General features: G+C 70.7%; 19 protein-coding genes, 1 tRNA gene and 2 pseudogenes. 3 read left to right on the plus strand and 19 right to left on the minus strand.

Annotated features, from left to right (window positions below; all coding sequences use genetic code 11):
• Positions 1 to 3 precede the first annotated feature (3 nt).
• The 13 genes from mpaP to ACQEVY_RS26030 all read right to left on the minus strand — a co-directional run bounded on the left by mpaP (position 4) and on the right by ACQEVY_RS26030 (position 10,400).
• Positions 4 to 1,650, minus strand: coding sequence for a daptide biosynthesis intramembrane metalloprotease (gene mpaP / locus ACQEVY_RS25970; RefSeq protein WP_432951854.1), 1,647 nt, complete (start codon positions 1,648 to 1,650; stop codon positions 4 to 6).
• A gap of 230 nt (positions 1,651 to 1,880) precedes the next feature.
• Entirely contained in the window at positions 1,881 to 2,621 is a 741-nt protein-coding gene (locus ACQEVY_RS25975; protein WP_432951855.1) for an ABC transporter permease, read from the minus strand.
• The gene (locus tag ACQEVY_RS25980; RefSeq protein WP_432951856.1) at positions 2,614 to 3,426 is read right to left on the minus strand and encodes an ABC transporter ATP-binding protein; all 813 of its coding nucleotides are present in this window, start codon (positions 3,424 to 3,426) and stop codon (positions 2,614 to 2,616) included. The genes ACQEVY_RS25975 and ACQEVY_RS25980 overlap by 8 nt, the downstream gene beginning before the upstream one ends.
• 154 nt (positions 3,427 to 3,580) lie before the next feature.
• Entirely contained in the window at positions 3,581 to 3,724 is a 144-nt protein-coding gene (locus tag ACQEVY_RS25985; RefSeq protein WP_432951857.1) for a daptide-type RiPP, read from the minus strand.
• Between the two features lie 66 nt (positions 3,725 to 3,790).
• Complete coding sequence (locus tag ACQEVY_RS25990) at positions 3,791 to 3,934, minus strand: daptide-type RiPP (RefSeq protein WP_165341659.1); 144 nt, start codon at positions 3,932 to 3,934, stop codon at positions 3,791 to 3,793.
• Positions 3,935 to 3,987: 53 nt separating this feature from the next.
• Positions 3,988 to 4,134, minus strand: coding sequence for a daptide-type RiPP (locus ACQEVY_RS25995; protein WP_165341661.1), 147 nt, complete (start codon positions 4,132 to 4,134; stop codon positions 3,988 to 3,990).
• A gap of 68 nt (positions 4,135 to 4,202) precedes the next feature.
• Positions 4,203 to 4,349, minus strand: coding sequence for a daptide-type RiPP (locus tag ACQEVY_RS26000; protein WP_432951858.1), 147 nt, complete (start codon positions 4,347 to 4,349; stop codon positions 4,203 to 4,205).
• Positions 4,350 to 4,439: 90 nt separating this feature from the next.
• The gene (gene mpaC / locus ACQEVY_RS26005; protein WP_432951859.1) at positions 4,440 to 5,642 is read right to left on the minus strand and encodes a daptide-type RiPP biosynthesis dehydogenase; all 1,203 of its coding nucleotides are present in this window, start codon (positions 5,640 to 5,642) and stop codon (positions 4,440 to 4,442) included.
• Positions 5,639 to 6,940 carry a daptide-type RiPP biosynthesis aminotransferase gene (mpaD, locus tag ACQEVY_RS26010; protein WP_432951860.1) on the minus strand — a complete coding sequence of 434 codons (1,302 nt, stop codon included), beginning with the start codon at positions 6,938 to 6,940 and terminating at the stop codon, positions 5,639 to 5,641. Before mpaD ends, mpaC begins: the two co-directional genes overlap by 4 nt.
• The gene (mpaM, locus tag ACQEVY_RS26015; protein WP_432951861.1) at positions 6,940 to 7,764 is read right to left on the minus strand and encodes a daptide-type RiPP biosynthesis methyltransferase; all 825 of its coding nucleotides are present in this window, start codon (positions 7,762 to 7,764) and stop codon (positions 6,940 to 6,942) included. Before mpaM ends, mpaD begins: the two co-directional genes overlap by 1 nt.
• Positions 7,764 to 8,834, minus strand: a complete 1,071-nt coding sequence (gene mpaB / locus ACQEVY_RS26020; RefSeq protein ID WP_432951862.1) for a daptide biosynthesis RiPP recognition protein — start codon at positions 8,832 to 8,834, stop codon at positions 7,764 to 7,766. The genes mpaM and mpaB overlap by 1 nt, the downstream gene beginning before the upstream one ends.
• Positions 8,835 to 9,095: 261 nt before the next feature.
• Complete coding sequence (locus tag ACQEVY_RS26025) at positions 9,096 to 10,094, minus strand: LLM class flavin-dependent oxidoreductase (protein WP_432951863.1); 999 nt, start codon at positions 10,092 to 10,094, stop codon at positions 9,096 to 9,098.
• An 81-nt stretch (positions 10,095 to 10,175) separates the two neighbouring features.
• Positions 10,176 to 10,400 carry a hypothetical protein gene (locus ACQEVY_RS26030; RefSeq protein WP_432951864.1) on the minus strand — a complete coding sequence of 75 codons (225 nt, stop codon included), beginning with the start codon at positions 10,398 to 10,400 and terminating at the stop codon, positions 10,176 to 10,178.
• A gap of 288 nt (positions 10,401 to 10,688) precedes the next feature.
• Here ACQEVY_RS26030 and ACQEVY_RS26035 point away from each other — a divergent pair, with 288 nt between their 5' ends.
• The gene (locus ACQEVY_RS26035; RefSeq protein WP_432951865.1) at positions 10,689 to 11,708 is read left to right on the plus strand and encodes a helix-turn-helix transcriptional regulator; all 1,020 of its coding nucleotides are present in this window, start codon (positions 10,689 to 10,691) and stop codon (positions 11,706 to 11,708) included.
• A 79-nt stretch (positions 11,709 to 11,787) separates the two neighbouring features.
• Here ACQEVY_RS26035 and ACQEVY_RS26040 read toward each other — a convergent pair whose 3' ends face one another.
• From ACQEVY_RS26040 to ACQEVY_RS26050, 3 genes are all read right to left on the minus strand, one after another.
• Positions 11,788 to 11,970, minus strand: a complete 183-nt coding sequence (locus ACQEVY_RS26040; RefSeq protein WP_432951866.1) for a hypothetical protein — start codon at positions 11,968 to 11,970, stop codon at positions 11,788 to 11,790.
• Positions 11,971 to 12,394: 424 nt separating this feature from the next.
• On the minus strand, positions 12,395 to 15,031 hold the full coding sequence (locus tag ACQEVY_RS26045; protein ID WP_432951867.1) for a tetratricopeptide repeat protein: 2,637 nt from the start codon (positions 15,029 to 15,031) through the stop codon (positions 12,395 to 12,397).
• Between the two features lie 17 nt (positions 15,032 to 15,048).
• A complete protein-coding gene (locus tag ACQEVY_RS26050; protein ID WP_432951868.1) occupies positions 15,049 to 15,438 on the minus strand; it encodes a hypothetical protein in 390 nt (129 codons plus the stop codon).
• A 599-nt stretch (positions 15,439 to 16,037) separates the two neighbouring features.
• Here ACQEVY_RS26050 and ACQEVY_RS26055 point away from each other — a divergent pair.
• Positions 16,038 to 16,673, plus strand: a complete 636-nt coding sequence (locus ACQEVY_RS26055; protein WP_432951869.1) for a hypothetical protein — start codon at positions 16,038 to 16,040, stop codon at positions 16,671 to 16,673.
• Between the two features lie 513 nt (positions 16,674 to 17,186).
• Here ACQEVY_RS26055 and ACQEVY_RS26060 read toward each other — a convergent pair.
• A pseudogene (locus ACQEVY_RS26060) lies at positions 17,187 to 17,393 on the minus strand (NUDIX hydrolase); the annotation flags it as partial.
• On the opposite strand from ACQEVY_RS26060, the pseudogene ACQEVY_RS26065 reads away from it, so the two are divergent.
• Positions 17,392 to 18,077: pseudogene (locus ACQEVY_RS26065) on the plus strand (site-specific integrase); the annotation flags it as partial. The pseudogenes ACQEVY_RS26060 and ACQEVY_RS26065 sit on opposite strands and share 2 nt — an antisense overlap.
• 77 nt (positions 18,078 to 18,154) lie before the next feature.
• On the opposite strand, the gene ACQEVY_RS26070 reads toward ACQEVY_RS26065, so the two are convergent.
• Positions 18,155 to 18,228, minus strand: a tRNA-Pro gene (locus ACQEVY_RS26070).
• 120 nt (positions 18,229 to 18,348) lie between these two features.
• The gene (locus ACQEVY_RS26075) at positions 18,349 to 19,275 is read right to left on the minus strand and encodes a metallophosphoesterase (protein ID WP_432951870.1); all 927 of its coding nucleotides are present in this window, start codon (positions 19,273 to 19,275) and stop codon (positions 18,349 to 18,351) included.
• Positions 19,276 to 19,485: the final 210 nt, after the last annotated feature.

A 19,485-nucleotide genomic window follows, 5' to 3' on the forward strand; every position in this document is an offset into this window, starting at 1 on the left:
AGGTCAGGGGAGCAGCGGGCCGAGGTAGGAGACCGCGAACCACTTCCACAGCGGCTGGTCTCCGGCCTGCACCTCGGCGACGCCGGTCCGGTCGGCGCCGTCGGCGGCGGGCGTCGTGGTGCCGCGCTCCAGCGGGTACGCCCTCATCGCGAGCCACGGGCGCTCGTTGTCGACCGGGAGCATCGCGGTCAGCGGCGCCAGCGTGTCGTGCCCGACAGGCTCGCCGAGCCGGGCGGTGCCGACCTCGGGACGGCTGAACAGGCCCGAGCGGTGCAGGGTCACCGGGGTGCCCTCCGTGAGGTCGAAGCCGGCACCGCCCTCGGCGACCAGCAGGCTGAGGCTGCCGTCGCGGTTCGTGGTGTAGCCGGCCGACACGGTGGCGGGGACCTGGACGAGCGTGGCGGCGAGGCCGAGCGAGAGAGCCGCGAGCGTTCCGGCAGCGGCGATACGAAGCGGGCGGGCGCCCGCCCTGAGCGCCTCCTTGACCAGGGCGGCGGTGCCCTTGCCGAGCCGCCACAGCAGGTATCCGAGTCCGCACACCATCAGTGCCGAGCCGGCGATGCCGAGCCGCTGGAGGATCGAGCCCCACAGGGTGAGCGCGGTCGACACCAGATACAGCGGGAACAGCAGGCAGGCGATCCCGTACGGAACCGCCCAGCCGCGCCCGGGCAGTTCACGCCCGTAGTCGCGGCCGCCGAACATCAGCCCGGCGAGGAACCGGCGGGCGTCCGTCATGGCCTTCTCCCGCAGGTGGGAGATGTCGAGGTGGCTCATCAACGCGATGTAGCCGTCCAGCTTCACCAGCGGCAGCAGATTGACCGCGCAGGTCAGGTAGTTGACGAGGGAGACGAGCAGCAGGGTGTCGCGCGGCGGTCCGGCGGGCGCGAGAAGCGCGGCGAGGGCGGCGGAACCGGCGGCCACGGCCTGTACGCCGATGCCGGCGAGGGCGACCTGGACGCGCTGGCGGGGGCTGGGCAGCCGCCAGCCGTCGGACACGTCGCAGAAGAAGGCCGGCGACATGTAGAAGAGCATGAAGCCCATCCGGCTGGGCCGGCCGCCGTGGTGGGTGAGGACCGCACCGTGCGCGACCTCGTGGACGGCGGTGGTGAGCAGAACACCGAGCATCACCGCTGCGTACGACCACAGCGGCATCGGGCGGCTGAGGGCCGCGCCGAGGGTGGGACCGGCGGCGGCGAGGGCCAGCACGCCGAGCAGGGTGACCGCCGCAGCGCCGGCGAGGACGGCGCGGTGGGCGAGCGGCCGGATCAGCGGGGTGAGGCGGCGGAGCATCCGCTCCGGCCTGAGCAGGGTGAACTGGATGGTCAGCGGCCCGGCGAAGCGGACCCGGCGCACGCGCTGCGTGGGCCGGCCGTCGTCGAGGAGCTGGGAGTCGGCGAGGTTGCGGATCGCGCGGTCGACGTGGTCCGGCGTCCAGGGGCGGCCGAGTTCGTCGGCGAGCTGGTCGTGGTCGCGGCTGCCGTCGAGGAGGCGGACCAGCCGGGCCAGGTTCTCGCTGGTACGGAAGTGCTGGTGCTCGCCGCGCTGGATCACCCAGGGGGCGCCGTCGCTGAGCGGCTCGTGCACGGCGACGTCGCCGGCGGTACGGGGCCGCTCCAGGTCGGGGGCGGCGGCGGTCTTGGTTGCGGGCATGGTGAGAGCACCTCGGATCGGCGGACGGAGGGCATGGGGTGGTGGCGCGGGTCGGGGGCGGCCATGGTCTGAACGTTCTTGGTGAATTCCGTTGCGGTTCGGCAGCGCCCTGAAGGGGCGCGGGGCTGTATCGATTTGCGGCTCCGCCGCGTGGGCGCGACCGGCCCGCGCCCGCGGCGGAGCCGCAAATCGACACAGCGTCACTGCCCATCCAGCGGAGCGTTTGGCGGTCAGGCGATGTCGCGAGTACGGACCAGGCGGCGGCCGACGAAGAAGGCGGCGGCCAGCCAGGCGGCGATCACGGCGTACGCCATGGGCAGCGAGAGCAGGTCGGGCTTCACGTCGCGGTAGACCGAGCTCATCGCGATGGTGAGCAGGTACTTGGACGCGTCGGGCACGATGCGCTGCAGCCCCGGGTCGACGAGGAGGGTGAGGACGAGCAGCGTGACGACGGCCGCTGTCTGGTTGCGTACGATCCAGCCGACGAGCGCGCCCCAGGGTCCGGCCAGCGTGCAGCAGGCGAAGACGCCGAAGAGGATCAGGGCGGTCTCGCCGTCCGCGGCGGCCTCGAAGCCGAACGGCACGGGGGCGAGGTAGATACTCGCGGTGCCGAGCGCCGCGGCGACCAGGCCGAACAGGGCGCCCGCCACGGTCGAGACGATCAGCTTGGCGCCGAAGAGGCGGGTCCGTGAGCCGGCCAGGAGGACGGAGCGGACCATCGTCCCGGAGCCGTAGTCGCGGGTGACGGCGACCGCGCCGAAGACGGCGGCCAGCAGGAACATCATCATCCAGGCGCGGGCGACGTCCTGGCCGACGGCGAGAGCGGTGGAGCCGGACGCGATGGCCTTCTCGCCTTCGGAGACGTATCCGAAGGTGGTGATCAGGCAGAGCCACGCGCCGGCGAGCGGCAGGTACCACCAGATGCGTCCGGTCAGGGCCTTGCGGGCTTCACCGGCGACGAGGTTACGCACGGGACGTGATCCTTTCCGGAGTGCGGACGGCGGCCGGAGCCGCGATGGCGTGTGTCGCGGTTGCGAGGTCCGTACCGGCGGGGGACGTGGCGGCCGGGTCGACCAGCTCGAAGAAGCGGTCCTCCAGCCGGCTGGCGCCGTGACCGGTGAGGTCGGCGAGCGTGCCCGCGTACCGCAGCGAGCGCTGCATGATCACCACGTCGTCGACGGTCTGCTCCAGCTCGGCGAGCTGGTGGCTGGAGACCAGGACCGTACGGCCCTCTCCGGCCAGGGAGCGCAGCGTGTCGCGCAGCCAGCGGATGCCGTCCGGGTCCAGGCCGTTGGCCGGCTCGTCGAGGACGAGCACCTCGGGGTCGGCGAGCAGCGCGGCCGCCAGGGCCAGGCGCTGTCGCATACCGGTCGAGCAGCCCTTGACGGGGCGGGTGGCGGCGTCGGCGATCCCGGTGATCTCCATGACCTCGTCGGCGCGGGTGGCGGGGAGCCCGAGCACGGTGCACCAGATGCGGAGTTCGCTTCGGACGGTGGCGCCGGGAACGCCGCCCATGCCGTCCATGCTGACGCCGACCCGGTGGGCCGCGTCGGGCAGTTCGGCGTACGGCCTGCCGAGGATGGTGGCGGTGCCGGCGGTCGGGGCGGCCAGTCCGAGGAGCATCCGCAGGGTGGTGGTCTTGCCCGCTCCGTTGCGGCCCAGCAGACCGGTGACGCGACCGGCGCGGATGTCGACGGTCAGGTCGTCGACGGCGGTGACGCCTTTGTAGGTCTTGGTGAGGCCGCTCAGCGAGACGGCGGTGTCATTGGTGGTCATCGCGGCCGCTCCTGTCGTGTCGTGTCATGGGGTGCTCCGGAGGTTCTGGTGGTGCGTGGGGGGAGAGGGTGGGGACGAGGGCCGGGCCCCGGCCGGGAGTTCTCCCGGCCGGGCCCGGTCCACTCGATCCGTTCCGGCTGGTGCCGGGGATGGATCAGGTGGCGACGACGACCGTGCTGATCGCGATGCCGATGGAGACGCCCTCCCAGAAGCCCGGGGCCTCGAGGGCCTCCAGCTCCTGCAGGCCGAGCTCCAGGCTGTCCGTGTCGATCGCGACGGTCTCGAACTTCTCGTTCATGGCAACTTCCCTTCGTTTGATGTGCGTTGAGTTGAGGTGAGGCGAGGGTCCGTTGATCCGGGTGGATCAGGTGGCGACGACGACCGTGCTGATCGCGATGCCGATGGAGACGCCCTCCCAGAAACCGGGGGCCTCGAGGGCTTCCAGCTCCTGCAGGCCGAGCTCCAGGCTGTCCGTGTCGACCGCGACGGTCTCGAACTTCTCGTTCATGGCAACTTCCTTTGTTGGATGGGGTGTTGGGATGGCGGACTGATTCGGGTGGATCAGGTGGCGACGATGGAGACGAGGGAGATGCCGACGACGACGCCGCCGGTGGTCCACCAGCCCGGGGCCTCCATGGCCTCCAGCTCCTGGAGACCGAGCTCCAGGTTGTCCGTGTCGATCGCGGCGTTCTCGAAGCGCTCGTTCATGGCGGCTTCCTTCCGTGAGTGGTGTGTTGTCGCGGTGTGTTGGGGTGCTGCCTGCTGATCCGGTCGGATCAGGTCATGACCACGGAGACGAGGGAGATGCCGACGACGACGCCGCCGGTGGTCCACCAGCCCGGGGCCTCCATGGCCTCCAGCTCCTGCAGACCGAGCTCCAGGTTGTCCGTGTCGAAGGCCGTGTTCTCGAACTGCTCGTTCATGACTTTTCTCCTTGGTGAGTTGGTGAGGTGGTGCGTTCCCCGCGCCGGGCCGGCGCGGAAGTCTGTGAGGTGGGGCGGGCGCGGGCGGGCTCAGGCAGCCGCGGTGAGCAGGGCGCTCACGTCCGCCGTCCGCAGTCCGCCGAGCATGGGGAGCCCGGCGCCCCAGGTGCGTACCGTCCGGCGGGCCACCGTTTCGAGCAGCGGCGGCGGGAGCGTGAGGTCCCGTGCCACGCCCCAGCGGTCCATCAGGGCGGTGATGCCTGCCGCCGGCTCGGCGGGCAGCGGGTCGCCGCTGCTGTCGGCCGAGCGCAGCAGGTCCCAGATCCGCCACAGGCGGGGGGCGGAGCCGAGCCGGGTGTCCCCGGCGAGGACCGCCTGCCACAGGGGCGGCAGCAGGGCGGCCACCGCGGTCATCTTGCGGGTGCCGAGCGCGCTGGACAGCTCGTTCGCGATCATCCAGCCCTCCGTGCTGAACAGGTCGCGGCCGTACGAGAGCCAGGTGGACTGGGTGAGTCCGCTGAGCCGGGCGAGATCCATCCGCAGTTCGGCGTCGGGGGTGCGCCCCGCCGCGAGCTGCCGGGCCGTCTCACCGCCCAGCCGGGCCAGTTGCACCGCGGCCGACTGAGCGAGGGCGTCCTCGACCGGGCGGTCCAGGAGATTGCCGACGTACGGGCCTACGGTGCGGAAGAGGGCTTCCAGCGCGCCCTCGACGAGGAGTTCGGCCGGCAGGGTCTCGGTCGCCGCGGGGTCGAGCAGTGCCGCGTCCGGGGCCAGCGCGTCGCTCATCACGAGCCGCTTCCCGCTGTTGTGCGGGAGGCAGGCGACCCGGCTGAGTTCGGCGCCGGTGCCGACGGTGGTGGGCACCGCCAGCAGAGGGCGGGCCCGGCGGGTGCGCGCGTCGAGGGTCAGCAGTCCGCTGCGGCCGGTGGTGCGCAGATCGGCGCGGGCCCGTCGGTCCTCGTGGGCGACCGCGAGGAGCTTCGCCCGGTCGATCACGGATCCTCCGCCGATCACGGCGATCAGGTCGGCGTCGGCGGTGGCGTCGGCCAGGGCGAGGATCTCGTCCGGGCCGCCGTCCCCGCCGGGCACGATGCGCCGGGTGGTGTGGCCGGCCCGGTCCAGTTCCGCGGTCACCAGGGCGGTGATACGGCTCTCGGTGACGGCCGGGTCGAGCAGCAGAGCGGTGTCGGGGGAACCCGCCCTCCCCCGGGCGTCGTCGAAGTCGTCCAGCCAGTCGGCGAGCCCCGCGGGGCCGGTCAGCAGCCGGGTGGAACCGGACCAGGCGATGTTCACCGGGTGCCTCCCGCGTACCGCTCGACACCGGTGCGTACGGCCTCGGTCAGTTCCAGGATCTCCGCGTCGGTCGCGGTGAGCGGCGGCATCAACTGCACACCGTGGATGCCCGCGTGGACGATCGCGCCCGCCTCGCGGATGGCGGCGATCTGGTCGAGGACTTCGGCCTGCGGCAGGAGTTCGCCGTCGGCGGTACGGATCCGCAGGGACCGGAAGAGCCCGATGCCGTCGGCGGAGTCGAACAGGGGGTGCTCGGCGACGAGCCGGTCCAGCGCGGCACCGAGGACCCCGGCCGCGCGCCGGCCGTGGGCCACCGCGGCCAGCCGTCGCATCTCCTCGATGGTGGCGAGGATCGCGGCACAGGTCACCGGGGTGCCGGCCTGTGTCTCGCCGTGGGTGAGCGTGGCGTTCTCGGCGCGGAAGGCGTCGGCGATCTCCCGGGAGACGATCACCGCCGCGGCGGCGCAGGTCCCGTTGGTCAGTGCCTTGGACGTGACCAGCAGATCGGGGCGCCCGCTCCAGCGCTGGGAGGCGAACATGTCTCCGGTGCGGCCGAACCCGGTGGCGACCTCGTCGGCGGCGAGCAGGAACCCGTACTCGTCCCGCAGTCTCAGCAGGGTGTCGAGGTACTCGTCGGTCAGGGGCACGGCCCCGCTGCCGAGCACCGGCTCGACCACGACGGCGGCCACCTGCCCGCCCTGAGCCCGCATCAGCTTCTCGATGTCGCCGGGGTCGTTGGGGGTGACATGGCGGACCAGGCGCTGGTCGACGCCGTACACCTGCTGCCCGAGGTTCTCCCCGGTGAGGGCGAAGCCGCCGAAGGTCAGGCCGTGGTAGCTGCCGCGGAGTCCGACGACGAGCTTGCGGGACGGCTGCCCGCGGAGGGCGTGATAGTGCCGGGCGGTCTTCATGACCAGGTCGTTGGCGGCGCCCCCGGAGGTCGAGAACAGCACCCGGGCGAAGTGGTCGGGGCCGCACAGCTCCACCAGGGCCTCGGCGGCGCGCCGGGCGTATGTGTGCTCGTAGCGGAAGACGCTCAGGTACGAGGCGTCGCGGAGGGCTTCGTAGGCGGCGCGGGCGATGTTCTCGTTGCCGTGACCGAGGTTGGCGTTCCACAACCCCGAGTCGCCGTCGAGGAGTTCGGTTCCGTCGGCGAAGCGTACGCGCATGCCCTGGGCGGAGACCGCACAGATGCTGTCGTCGCCGTGGGCGGACGGGGGGAGGAGGGAGGTCCACAGCGCGGGGTGGTCCTGCGCGCCGGTCCCTTCCGTCAGGTTGGTCAGGGTCGTCTCGGTCATCACAGAGCCTCCGCTTCGAGCAGGACGTCGTGGTGGCGTCCGCCGCCGGGGACGGGGGTGCGGGAGCGGACGGCGTAACCGGCCTGCTCCAGCTCGGCGATGAGCCGGGGTGCGGGCAGGACGCCGATGGTGGTGGTGGCGACGGTGACGGGGCCCTCGGCGGGCGGCTCGACCGGGATCATGGTGACCGTGCGGGTGCTGGCGCCGGCGCTCCACTGTTCGATCATGCGGTAGCCGCGGCCGCTCTGGCCCTCGGCGAGGATCTCGGACTCGTCCGTGCCGTCGGCGGCCGGATCGACCTCGACCGTGGTGAGCAGGAAGCGTCCGCCGGGGGCGAGGTGCTCCCGTACGCAGCGGTAGAGGCCGGGGCGGGCGTCGGGCGGCAGCAGCGAGATGGAGGTGGTGCCGAGGACGACGGCGCCGAAGCGGCGGCCGAGGGCGAAGTCGCTCATGTCGGCCTGGACCGGGGTGCAGCGCTCGCGCAGCGAGGGAGGGGCGGCGGCCAGCCTTTCGCGGAGCAGTCCGATCATGTCGCCGGACAGTTCCAGGGCGGTGACCTCCCGGCCGAGGCCGAGGAAGGGGAAGGTCAGCCGGCCCGAGCCGGCCGCCAGGTCGAGTACCGCGCCGGGCAACCGGCGCAGGGCGGTGAGGAGTTCGCGCACCTCGTGCGGGGTGGTGCCGGCGATGTCGTGGTAGACGGGGGCGCCCGCCTCGTCGTACAGGTCGCACAGGACGGCCCGTTCTCCGAGTTCGGCGACGGCGTCGGCGGCGCGGCCGGTGAGCGGTGTGCCCGCGAGGGCGGGGCTGAGCAGCATGGCGCCCATCAGACGGTCACCTCCTCGGTGAGGCTGCGGGGCTCGGCGGATTCGGTGAGCGGCAGTTCGATGCCGGCGAAGTAGGCGGCGACGGCGTCGACGGTGCCCGGATCGGCGTACCGGGCGGCCTCCTGTGCGGAGCCCGTGACCAGCAGCGCCTCGGCGGCGCGGGCCGCGTCCGTGGAGAGGGCGACGGTGCGGCGGTCCACGGGGTGGTGGATCAGGGCGCGTTCGTCGTTCCAGAGCAGCAGCGGGGCCGTGGCGGACCGGTCACGGAGGTCGGCGACGTGGTTCAGCGCGGAGACCATGCGCCCGCCGAACCCGGAGACACGCGGCTGGTTCACACCGCGGGTCACGGCCTCCCTGGCGGCGCCCACGGCTGCAAGGTAGCGGCCGATCCAGGGCCGGTCCGCCAGTCGCCGCGTACGGGAGGTGCCGTCCGGCAGTGCGCCGAGGGCGTCGGCGGATTCCTGCCAGGCACGGTGCAGTTCGTCGCGCGGGGTTCCGACGGAGCCGAGCGGGGCGCCGGCGGGGGAGACGCGGACGGTGCCGTCCGCGGCGACGTACAGCCGCAGGCCGGGGCCGTCGCCCTCGGGTCCGCCGCCCAGCGCGGACAGGTCACCGAGCTGCACCGCGGGATGGGTCAGGAACTCGGAGAACTCGCCCTCGTTCAGGGCCTGTTCGGCGTCGTCGAGGTACGCCTGGAAGTCGGCCTCCTCGGCGACCCGGACCAACGTCGGGCCCAGCACCGAGAGATACGGGGTGATCGAGTAGGCCTGCACCTGGAGGTAGAAGTCGGGGTGCAGCCCCGCCTCCGCGCCGGGCTCGCCGAGCGATCCCTGCCAGGTGATGACCTCGGCGCCGGACGCCTCATGCCGTACGGGCTCGGCGCTCGGCTCGTCACCGGGGACGAGGACGACGGTGCCGGGACCGGCCACACCCGAGCCGAGCAGGGCGTTGAGGTGGCCGGCGTCCTCCAGGACGACGGTCGAGGTGTACGGCGGGCGGGGGGCGAGGGCGGCCACGGGGCGTCCCGTGCCCCACTGCAAGGCGTGGGCCTTGACGAGTGCGTGTGTCATGAGCATGCCTAACGTGAGAGCGTGAAGAGCCGGTGGCAGGGGCGTGCCTGCGAAGTTTGGGGGGCGGAGCGTGCCTCGGAATCAGGTCCTGTCTTCGCGAAGATCGGGGAGACAGGACCTAGGCGGCGCGGCGCCGGGCGCGGTCGGTCGGCGGCGCGCCCACGAGGTCATCGGACGGGGCGGTGGGTCTGCGAAGTCAGGGGGCGGGACATGCCCGCGGGTGGGAGGGCTGGGCGTGGGAGGGCCGGGGGTGCCGCGGTGTCAGACGACCAGGTCCAGCAGGGTCAGCAGCTTGCGCAGCTCCTGCGTGGCGGTCTGCGGTCCGAAGAGGTGGGCCACACCGGTGACGTTGAGGACGATCTCGTCGACCCCCGCCTCCCGGTAGGCGTCGAACTTGGCCAGCAGTTCGTCCGGTTCGCCGTACAGGAAGGCGTCGCCGGCGACCAGGGCCTTGCCCTGCACGGCTTCGTCGGGGCCGGGTGGGCCGGTGCCCTCCGGTATGTCGTCCGGCAGGTCCACACCGCCGCGCCGGAGCATGTCGCGGTAGTGCTGTGCGCGCAGATGGTTCCGGTTCGAGGCGAGGGCGAGCTGTACGGGGTCACGGTCGGGGGCGGCCAGAGCGACGGGCACCATGGCCACCACGCGGGGAGCGAGCCGGCCGGCCTGCTGCGCGCTCTCGCGCACCGCGGGCACGATGTGGTCCCGTAGATAGCGGGCGGGCGTCAGCCAGGTGATGGCCGCGTCGGCCACCTCGCCCGCCACCCGGGCCATACCGGGGCGCAGCACCCCGAGTCCGAGTTCCACCTTCGGTCCCGGCATCGCCCGCAGCAGTGCCTCCTGGTGCACGTACTCACCGTCCAGCACCTCCGGACTCCCCGTCAGCGCGGACCGTACGCCGGTGAGGTACTCGCGGGCCGCGGTGAGCGGACTCCGGTACGGGGCGCCGAGCAGGGCCTGTTGCACACTCGGTGCTCCGGGCCCGTACCCCGCCAGAACCGACTCGCCGGTCATCAGGGAGAGCGACCGTGCCTGGAGTGCGGCCTCCGTGGGATGCCGCAGAGGCATCAGGGTCACCCCCAGTCCCGCCGGCACCCGGAACCCCGCACCGGCGGCATGGGCGAATCCCTGGTGGGACTCGGTGGCGAGGCTCTGTCCCTGCCACAGCCGGTGGGCGCCGGTCCAGTGCACGAGTCCCGCGAACGGCAGCATCTGCTCGGGTCTGCTCGGGACGAACGGTACGAGGACCGAGTAGGCGGTCATCGGGGGTTCTCTCCTTGTCTCCTGGCCGGGGCTTCGGCTGACGGGCGGGTGAAGTCGTACGGGCTGAACTCGTACGGGCTACTAGTCCCAGTCGAGGATCAGGCGGCCGACCGGCACCACTTCGCCGAGGATCAGCGCGGGGAGAGAGGACAGATCGGTAAGGGCGGAACCGGTGATCGGAGTGGTGGTGGCGGCCACCTGGGCCGGAGTGCCGGCCGCACCCTCGGCTGCCTGGGCGGTGCCGGTGCCGGCGAGGCCCAGCAGAGCGGCGGCGGCGACGAGCGAGGTGGCGAAGCGCTTCTTCATGACGGTTCCCCCTGGTCGAGATGCGTGGATCTGGAATCCGGTCAGTCCGGCCGGGATTCTGTGGAGCTTCCGGGGTGTTCCCGTGGGCTCCTTGTGACCACAACTCTGCCGTTCGGGAAGCCCGAGTTGGAGAGGTCTTGCGCGCAGCTTGCTGCGCGCTGCCATGTCACTTCATGCGCGTGTTCTGTCACCGATCTGAACGGACATGTCGATCTACGTAGTTTTTCCCTGCTCAGCCCGGTAGACCTATGTACGCGACTGACCACCGTGTAGACCCTGGGGGGAGCTATGCCGCATCCGAGTCTTGATTTTCTCGGCGTCAGATCCGAGGAAGAGGCCTTCTACCGCATGCTGCTGCGGACCGGCGGTGTCGACGTGAAAGAAGCGGCAGAGAACAGTTCCCCGGACGAGGAGTCGACGCGGTCACTGCAGAAGCGGGCCTGCGAACTGGGGCTCGCCACCGTCGCCGACGGCCTGCTGCGCCCCGCGGCACCCGCCAAGGCGATCGAGGCCCTCATCGACCGCCGCGTGACCCTGGCCCGGGAGGAACTGGAGAACTCGGCCGCCGAGCACGACATCGTCACCTCGCTGCTCGCCGAACGGGACGCCGCACCGGTGAGCGACGCCGTGGCCGGAACCGACCGGCCCACGATGGAACGCCTGGAGGGAATCGACCGGGTCCGCGCCGCCATCGACGAACTGACCTTCTTCACCCGCACGGAGAGCCTGACCACCTGGCCGAGCGGACGGATCCCCCCTCAGGCCATCGCGGCGTCCCGGTCACCGAACGAACGCATCCTGCGCCGTGGCATCCGGATGCGCAGCCTGATCGGGTCCGCCGCGCTGGACGACCCCGGCACCATGGCGTACCTGCGGGAACTGAAGGCCAAGGGAGCGGAGGTCAGGATCTCCCGACTCCCTCTGGAACGTGTCCTGATCTTCGACCGGGCCGCCGCGCTCACTCCCCTCGACCCGGCCGACAGCAGCCGCGGCGCCCTGCTCGCCCGGGAACCCGGGCTCGTCGCCACCCTCGTCTCGCTGTTCGACCGTATGTGGGGCCAGGCCCACGAACTCCCCCCGCCATCCGGCGAGGGCGTCGGCGCGGAGCCGGCCGACCACCGCCCTGGCGAGATCGAGCGCAAGATACTGGAATCGCTGTGCATGGCGGACAAGGACGAGACCGGGGCCCGTGACGTCGGCATGTCGGTCCGTACGTACCGCAAGTACGTGGCGTCGCTGATGCACCAGCTGGGCGCGTCCAGCCGCTTCCAGGCCGCGCTGCTCGCCCGCGAACGCGGCTGGATCTGAGAGCCCGCAACCGATACGACGGGGGCCGGAGCACCTGGTCACGGTGCTCCGACCCCCGTCGTACCGGTCGCCGTCGCGCTTATTGCCCGCCGGCCCGCGTCAGCGAACGGGCGCAGAAGAGCGCCCCAAGGGCGAACACGGACACCGCCACAACCTTCACCGCACCGTCGAAGATCACAAGAGAACAGGCGAGAGCGATCAGCAGCCCGGCCATCCCGGCCAACGGATTCCGCTTACTCCCACCCGTGGATTTCTGGGCCATCGCGCCGGCTCCTTCTGTAAGGGGGATTGGTCATTCCACTGTCCCAGCGCCCCCTTGCCCCCTCGCTCCGAAAGAGGCGCAGCTTCCTGCGAGCGGGCTCGCAGCATCCTGCGAACATGCGGTGCCGAGCGGACGGGAATCACAACGACTCAGGGCCTGACCCGCTTTCGCGGATCAGGCCCTGACCTGGTACTTCACTGTCGGGGTGGCGGGATTTGAACCCTCGACCTCTTCGTCCCGAAGCAACTTGGATGGGGGCTCGACCTTGGGCCCGGGTCGCTCTGAGCTGCTGCGATGGTCCGTCGGTGTGCGTGGACGTTCGCCGCTGTCCGCTTGCGTTGTCACGCAGTTAGACACTCACCGGGTTGAGCTTGGTACGTCTCACCTTCTGATCCGTAGCTCTGTATGGATCGGTCGGTAAGGGTCATACCGGTTGCGCCGGAGGGTCTGAGGGCGGTTGGAGGTCGGGGGGAGTTGCTGGAGTTGCGGTACCCGGTTGCTGTACGCCTGCCGCAGCATCGCGGAAGTTGGCGAGGTTGCTGCGGGCGTCAAGGGTGTCGGGGTGGTCCTTGCCCAGGATCCGCTCGTAGTCGGCCAGGACCCGCTCGCCCAGGTCGAGGGCGTCCTGCACCCGCCCCGCACCGCCGTAGGAGACGGCGAGGTTGTGGCGGGCGTCGAGGGTATTGGGGTGGTCCTCGCCCAGGATCCGCTCCCGGTCGGCCAGGACCCGCTCGCGCAGGTCGAGGGCGTCCTGCACCCGCCCCGTATCGCTGTAGGAGTTGGCGAGGTTGTTGCGGGCGCTGAGGGTGTCGGGGTGGTCCTCGCCCAGGATCCGCTCCCGGTCGGCCAGGACCCGCTCGCCCAGGTCGAGGGCGTCCTGCACCCGCCCCGCACCGCCGTAGGAGACGGCGAGGTTGCTGCGGGCGCTGAGGGTGTCGGGGTGGTCCTCGCCCAGGATCCGCTCCCGGTCGGCCAGGACCCGCTCGCGCAGATGGAGGGCGTCCTGCACCCGCCCGGCATCGCTGTAGGAGTTGGCGAGGTTGTTGCGGGCGTCGAGGGTATTGGGGTGGTCCTCGCCCAGGATCCGCTCCCGGTCGGCCAGGACCCGCTCGCGCAGGTCGAGGGCGTCCTGCACCCGCCCCGCATCGCGGTAGGAGACGGCGAGGTTGTTGCGGGCGGTGAGGGTGGCGGGGTGGTCGGAGCCTTGGATCCGCTCGTAGTCGGCCAGGACCCGCTCGCGCAGGTCGAGGGCGTCCTGCACCCGCCCCGCATCGCGGTAGGAGACGGCGAGGTTGTTGCGGGCGGTGAGGGTGTCGGGGTGGTCCTCGCCCAGGACCCGCTCGTAGTCGGCCAGGACCCGCTCGCCCAGGTCGAGGGCGTCCTGCACCCGCCCCGCATCGCCGTAGGAGTTGGCGAGGTGGTTGCGGGCGTTGAGGGTAGCAGGGTGGTCCTCGCCCAGGATCCGCTCGTAGTCGGCCAGGACCCGCTCGCCCAGGTCGAGGGCGTCCTGCACCTGCCCCGCATCGCGATAGGAGACGACGAGGTTGCTGCGGGCTTCGAGGGTGTCGGGGTGGTCGGAGCCGTGGATTTCGTTGCTTCGCCGAACGGTTCCCTCGTCGTACTCGATCGCCTGCCGGTAGAGACCCGCGTCCGTGAGGCTGCCGCTGACTCGGTAGATGCACGGGTGGGTGGCGGGCTGCCACAGGGCCGGGTGGGTGTGCTGGTCGAGACGGACGGTGTTGGCACGCAGGACTGCTGACAGTTCCCGGTCCTCATGATCGAGAGCGGGCCAGACACTGCGGATCGCGTCAGCCGCGGCACGGGCGATAGCAGGCACGGTGGGGGGCGAGATGGTCTCGCGAACGGCGCGAGCGGTCAGCGCGTGCATCCGCACGGGTGCGGTGTCGGTGTCCTGGGTGATGAGGGCGTAGGTGCGCAGGCATTGCAGTGCGCTGCGGATCTCCGGCTCGGTGACGGCCGGGCGTTGTCGGCGCAGCCTGCGGCGTTGTGCGGGGCGGGCGGTGCGCAGGTGGTGGAGGGCGGGGGGTGTGGTCCACAGGTCGACGGGGTGGCCGAGGGGGTCCATAAGGGAGAGCAGGTAGAGCAGGGGCCGGGCGAGGCGGGTGGTGTCAGCTTCCTCCACGGCTTCGAGGGAGATCAACAGGGAGGCGGTGACGGGGCGTCCGTAGCCTTCGGTGTCCGCGCTGGGTGGGAGCAGATCGCCCAGCCTGCTGCTGGTATCACGCAGCAGCGTGAGGTAGTCCGTCATCGTGCAGCGTTTGTTGATGAGGTAGGCGGCGGCGTGGCCGAGGGCGAGCGGGAGGTGATCGAGTTCTGTGGTGAGGTCGTCCGCCTGGTCGGCGTCGTGGAGGTGGGGGTGACCCGCGTCGGTGAGACGACGGCGCAGATAGGCGCGGGCCTCCTCCGCCGTGTAGAGACCGAGCCGGATGAGAGTGCGGCCCTGGCCGCTGAGCCGGGCGTCGTCGCGTCGGGTGGTGGCTAGGACCCAGCCGTTTCGGGCACCACTGTCGGGCCACCATGCCTCGACTTTCAACGGGTCAGTGATGTCGTCCAGAACCACCAGCCAGGACCGCCCCGTCGCCTCCAGCCACCTCAAAAACGCCCGCGCCGCCGCAGTGCTGTCATCCCGCGACACCCCGGGAAGACACAGCTGCTCGGCCGCCTCCGCGTAGGCGGTGATGATCTGGTCCGGGTCGGTGGCTCTTGCCCACACCAGAACGTCCAGACCCGTTCCCCCGGAACGCTCCCGGTCCCGCGCATCCCGCGCCAGGGACGCCGCGAGCTGGCTCTTGCCCACCCCACCGGCCCCCGACAGCACCACCTCACTGCCCCCGGACCGCGCCTCCTCCGCCCTCTCGCGCACGGCCGTGCGCGGCTGAAACGCCGCAGCCAGCCGCGGCACACTCCCCACCCACACCGGCCACTCCACCGACGGTCCCGGCACCGGCGGGGGATATACATGCATATCCCCCGCGACCTGGGTGACATCCCCCTCCGCCCGTGCCTGCTGCCGGGTACGGCGCTGTCCCGAATGCTCCACGACTGGTCCCCCCGGCCTCAGCTGCGGTCCCCGCCGACCTGATCGATGTCACCGCTGCCGTCGCTGCGGGCCTTCTGCCGCACGTCCGCACGCGCCGCGCCGACGGGCCCCCCGCCCCCCACACTGCCCCCTGTCTGCCGGATACCGCCCCGGCCGCGCGCCGATTGCCGAACCCGACGCGTCCCGGACCCGTCGGCCTGCGACGCCCACCAGCCCAGCGCGGCCAGAGCCCCTGCGGCGACCACACCGGCCACCGGACCGATCACGTCCCACGGATCGTCACCCCCGTCCGACAGCACCGCCCACGGAACCGCCACCGCGACAAACGCCACGAGCGACCCCGCCACCGCCACCAGCCACCGCACCGCAGCCTGCACACTCGCCCCCGAGCTATCCAGCCAACACATGCTCAAACAGCTCATGTTGGCACGCAGACGCCTACACGAACCAGAAGAAGCCGGAATCCGGACCGGCCGGCCACCGGCACTGTGACATCGCGGCCGGTGGAATCTCACTGGGTGAGTCAAACCCATGATCGATCTTGAAAACCGTCGTGGCAGCGATGTCACCGTGGGTTCAAATCCCACACCCACCGCAGGTTGAAGGCCCCTGACCAGGAACATCGGTCAGGGGCCTTCGTCATGCAGGTTGCCTGTTGGTGACCGCAGTTCCCCGTGAGTTCCCGGTCTATCGGGCACGGATGGGGCACGACCACGCACAGGCTTTGAGTTCGGCCCGCATCCTTATCAGGTCGATCATGGGTGGTCCGTGATGTCGGTCAACCGGCCAGAGTTCCCGACCGCCGGTCCGTTGAGGTTCGGCGCTGACCACCGCTGTGCGGCTCTGTTGGTGTCAGCCGACACAGGGTGACTTGACAGAACCACATTCCGCCCGGTGCCCGGCCGCACCTCGGGGTCCGAGGATAACCAGGTGCTTCGTGGCGGTAACTGGCTGTATTCTGATCCGTTCGGCCTAGGGAGCCGAAGCCACGGACGAAGGTGTTGAGTTGACTGATCTTGAGAAGATGGCTGAGCAGCTGGACAGCCTCATCGACGAGTACGACAGGATGAGCAGACCTGGGCCGGGCGAGAATGTGCGGATCCTCAAGAATCGGCTTGAGGCCGCCGTTGAGCGCGCTTCGCTTCCCGGGAGCACGTACGCCAAGCAACTGACAGAAGTTCGGTTGGAGAGGGCATCAGACGGTTGGAGGCTGGATGCCCTCCACGGCATCGCGGTCGGGCTCCGCGACGACATCCGGTCAGGGTGGGTTGACTCGGTTGTGGAATTGGTCCATGCCGACATGCACAGCGACTACTTGGAGATGGCGGAGTCGCTCCTCGACTCGGGATACAAAGACCCGGCGGCGGTCATCACCGGAACGTCCCTCGAAGTCCACGTGCGAGCTTTGTGCGTGAAGTCCGGCATTGCTACGGATGCTGGGGGTAAGCCCAAGAAGGCCGACACCATGAACGCTGACTTGAAGAAGGCGGGCGTCTACGACGGCTTGCAGCAGAAGCAGGTCACGGCCTGGATGGATCTGCGCAACAAGGCCGCGCACGGGAACTACGGCGATTACGACAAGGCGCAGGTCCGGCTCTTCATCGACGGCGTCCGGGCCTTGATGGTGAAGTACCCGGCGTAACTGAACGGGAAGCTCCAGGCGTGATCGGCGGAACGACTTCGGCCTGGAGCTGCTCCGGCCGTAACCCACCACTCACCCCAGCTCCCATCCCGTCCGCCGTCGACCCACACACCGTGGAGCGGGCGTGGTTCATGGCGTCCAGGTGGAGCGCGCCACTGTACGAACGACCTGGACGCCATGGGCCGCGTCTGCTCGGCTTTGCCTGGGTCGATGGCGGACGGGATGGGAGCTCCCCGCGCATGCCACTACGGACCCGCAGACGGGAACGGCGCCCCCTTCATCCCGGTGCCGGCCGATCCCCCGCCGGAGGCACTGTCTTGACCGCAGACCGCTCTAGGCGGTGATCGACTCATGGCCTCCGGGCCCTATCCACATGTGGGCGCGCGTCGGCGACGGCAGCGCCGAGCGGGCCGAAGGCAGGAGCGCGGGCGCAGCCAGAGCCGGGAAGCGCGCCCGGCGGAGCGGAGCGCAGCCGGGGCTTGATGAAGTAGGGAAAGTTCTACCGCGCTGAGATCAGGCGCTTGCGTCGTGGCTCCGCACGTGTGGGCCGCTGCTGTCCAGGGCGTCCAGGAGTCGGATCGCGTAGACCTCGGCCATGCGCTCGCTGACCTCTTCGCGCGTGAGCCGGTCGACGGCGGTTGATTCGCTGGACGTGCGCTCGTGGCAGCCGGAGGGCTTGCAGCGGAAGACCAGGGCGACGATGGCCCTGGTGGTGTTCTTGGAGCTGTGCTCCGTGCCGCAGAGGCAGACGGGTCGTCCCTCCAGGCGCTCACCTTCGCCCAAGCCGAGGCGGTGCTCAAGGCGGCCGAGGGGACCTCGATGCACGCGTACATCGTCGTAGCCCTGCTGACCGGTGCCCGCACGGAGGAACTGCGAGCCCTCACCTGGGACCACGTCTTCCTGAAGGGTCAGCCGGACGCCGACCCGCCGCAGCTTCCGCACGTCGCGGTGTGGCGCTCGGTCCGGCGTGGTGGGGACACCAAGACCCCGAAGTCCCGGCGCACGCTCGCTCTGCCGGCACGTTGCGTCGATGTGCTCTGGTATCAGTTCGAAGACCAGGGCTGGGATCGGCTCGCCGCTGGCGACAAGTGGGAGGAACACGGGCTCGTCTTCTCGTCGGCCGTGGGCAAGCCGCTCGACGCGACCAACGTCCGGTGGGCCTTCCGCCAGGCGCTCAAGGATGCCGAGGGAATCAACGCCGACGAGTGGACGCCTCGGGAGCTCCGGCACAGCTTCGTGTCCCTGCTCTCAGACCGTGGCGTCCCACTGGAAGAGATCTCCCGGCTCGTCGGCCACTCCGGCACGGCCGTGACTGAGGAGGTGTACCGGAAGCAGATCCGGCCCGTGATCCAGACCGGGGCCGTGGTCATGGACGGCATCTTCAAGCGGGGTCCGGAGCGGTAGTCACGCAGATAGGCATGCAGACGAAACAGGTGAGCCACCTAGGAACGTTCCTAGGTGGCTCACCTGGTGTTTCACTGTCGGGGTGGCGGGATTTGAACCCACGACCTCTTCGTCCCGAACGAAGCGCGCTGCCAAGCTGCGCTACACCCCGGTGTCGCTTTGAGCAGGCCACTTCGAGTGGGCTGTGTCGTGGCGACGTCGATTACTTTAGCCCACTGGTGGCTGGAGGCGAAATCCGGTTTTTCGGGAGCCGGCGGTGCGGACCCGGCCGCTACTCCCGCCCCGTCAGCGTCAGCAACGTAGCCTCCGGCGGGCAGGCGAACCGAACCGGCGTGTAGCGGTTCGTGCCGCAGCCTGCCGAGACGTGCAGGTACGACGTCCGGCCGCCCGACGTATGCGTGGACAGGCCCTTCACGCGGTCCGTGTCCAGGTCGCAGTTGGTGACGAAGGCGCCGTAGAAGGGGAGGCAGATTTGGCCGCCGTGGGTGTGGCCGGCCAGGGTCAGGGGGTAGCCGTCCGCGGTGAAGTCGTCGAGAACGCGCAGGTACGGGGCGTGGACGATGCCCATCGAGAAGTCGGCCGCGTCGGAGGGGCCGCCGGCCACGCGCTCGTACCGGTCGCGTTTGATGTGCGGGTCGTCCAGGCCGGTCAGCTCGATCTCCAGGCCGTCGATCTTCAGCGAACCCCGGACGTTCGTCAGGTTCAGCCAGCCCGCCGAGTCGAAGCCGTCGCGCAGGTCCTCCCATGGGTTGTGGAGGGCGCCGACGACGGGCGGGTTGCCGTTCAGCCCGTGCCGTCCCTGCACCTTCTCCAGCAAGTACCGGGCGGGGTTGCGGAGTCTGGGCCCGTAGTAGTCGTTCGAGCCGAAGACGTACGCGCCGGGGAACTCCATCAGCGGGCCGAGCGCGTCCAGGACCTCCGGGATCGCCTCCGAGTCGGAGAGGTTGTCCCCCGTGTTGATCACGAAGTCGGGGCGCAGCCCCGCCAGCGAGCGCAGCCAGCGTTGCTTCTTGCGCTGGCCGCTCACCATGTGGATGTCAGAGACCTGGAGGACGCGGAGCGGGCGCATGCCCGGCGGCAGCACGGGCACCGTCACCCGCCGCAGGCGGAAGGAACGGGCCTCGAAACCCACCGAGTAGACCAGCCCGGCGGCCCCGGCCGCCGTGATTCCCAGGGGTACTCCGTATCGCGCGCGCATACGTCCATCGTGTCAGACGGCGCGTACGCCGAAGCCGCACGGCTGCCCCCACGACCGTACGACCGAAGCCGCACGGCTGCCCCCACGACCGTACGACCGAAGCCGCACGGCTGCCCCCACGACCGTACGACCGAAGCCGCACGGCTGTCCCCACTGCCGTACGCCGAAGCCGCACGGCGCTCCCCAGGGCCGTACGACCGAAGTCGCACG

The organism is Streptomyces sp. CA-288835, assembly GCF_050936385.1.
Taxonomy (GTDB): Bacteria; Actinomycetota; Actinomycetes; order Streptomycetales; family Streptomycetaceae; genus Streptomyces.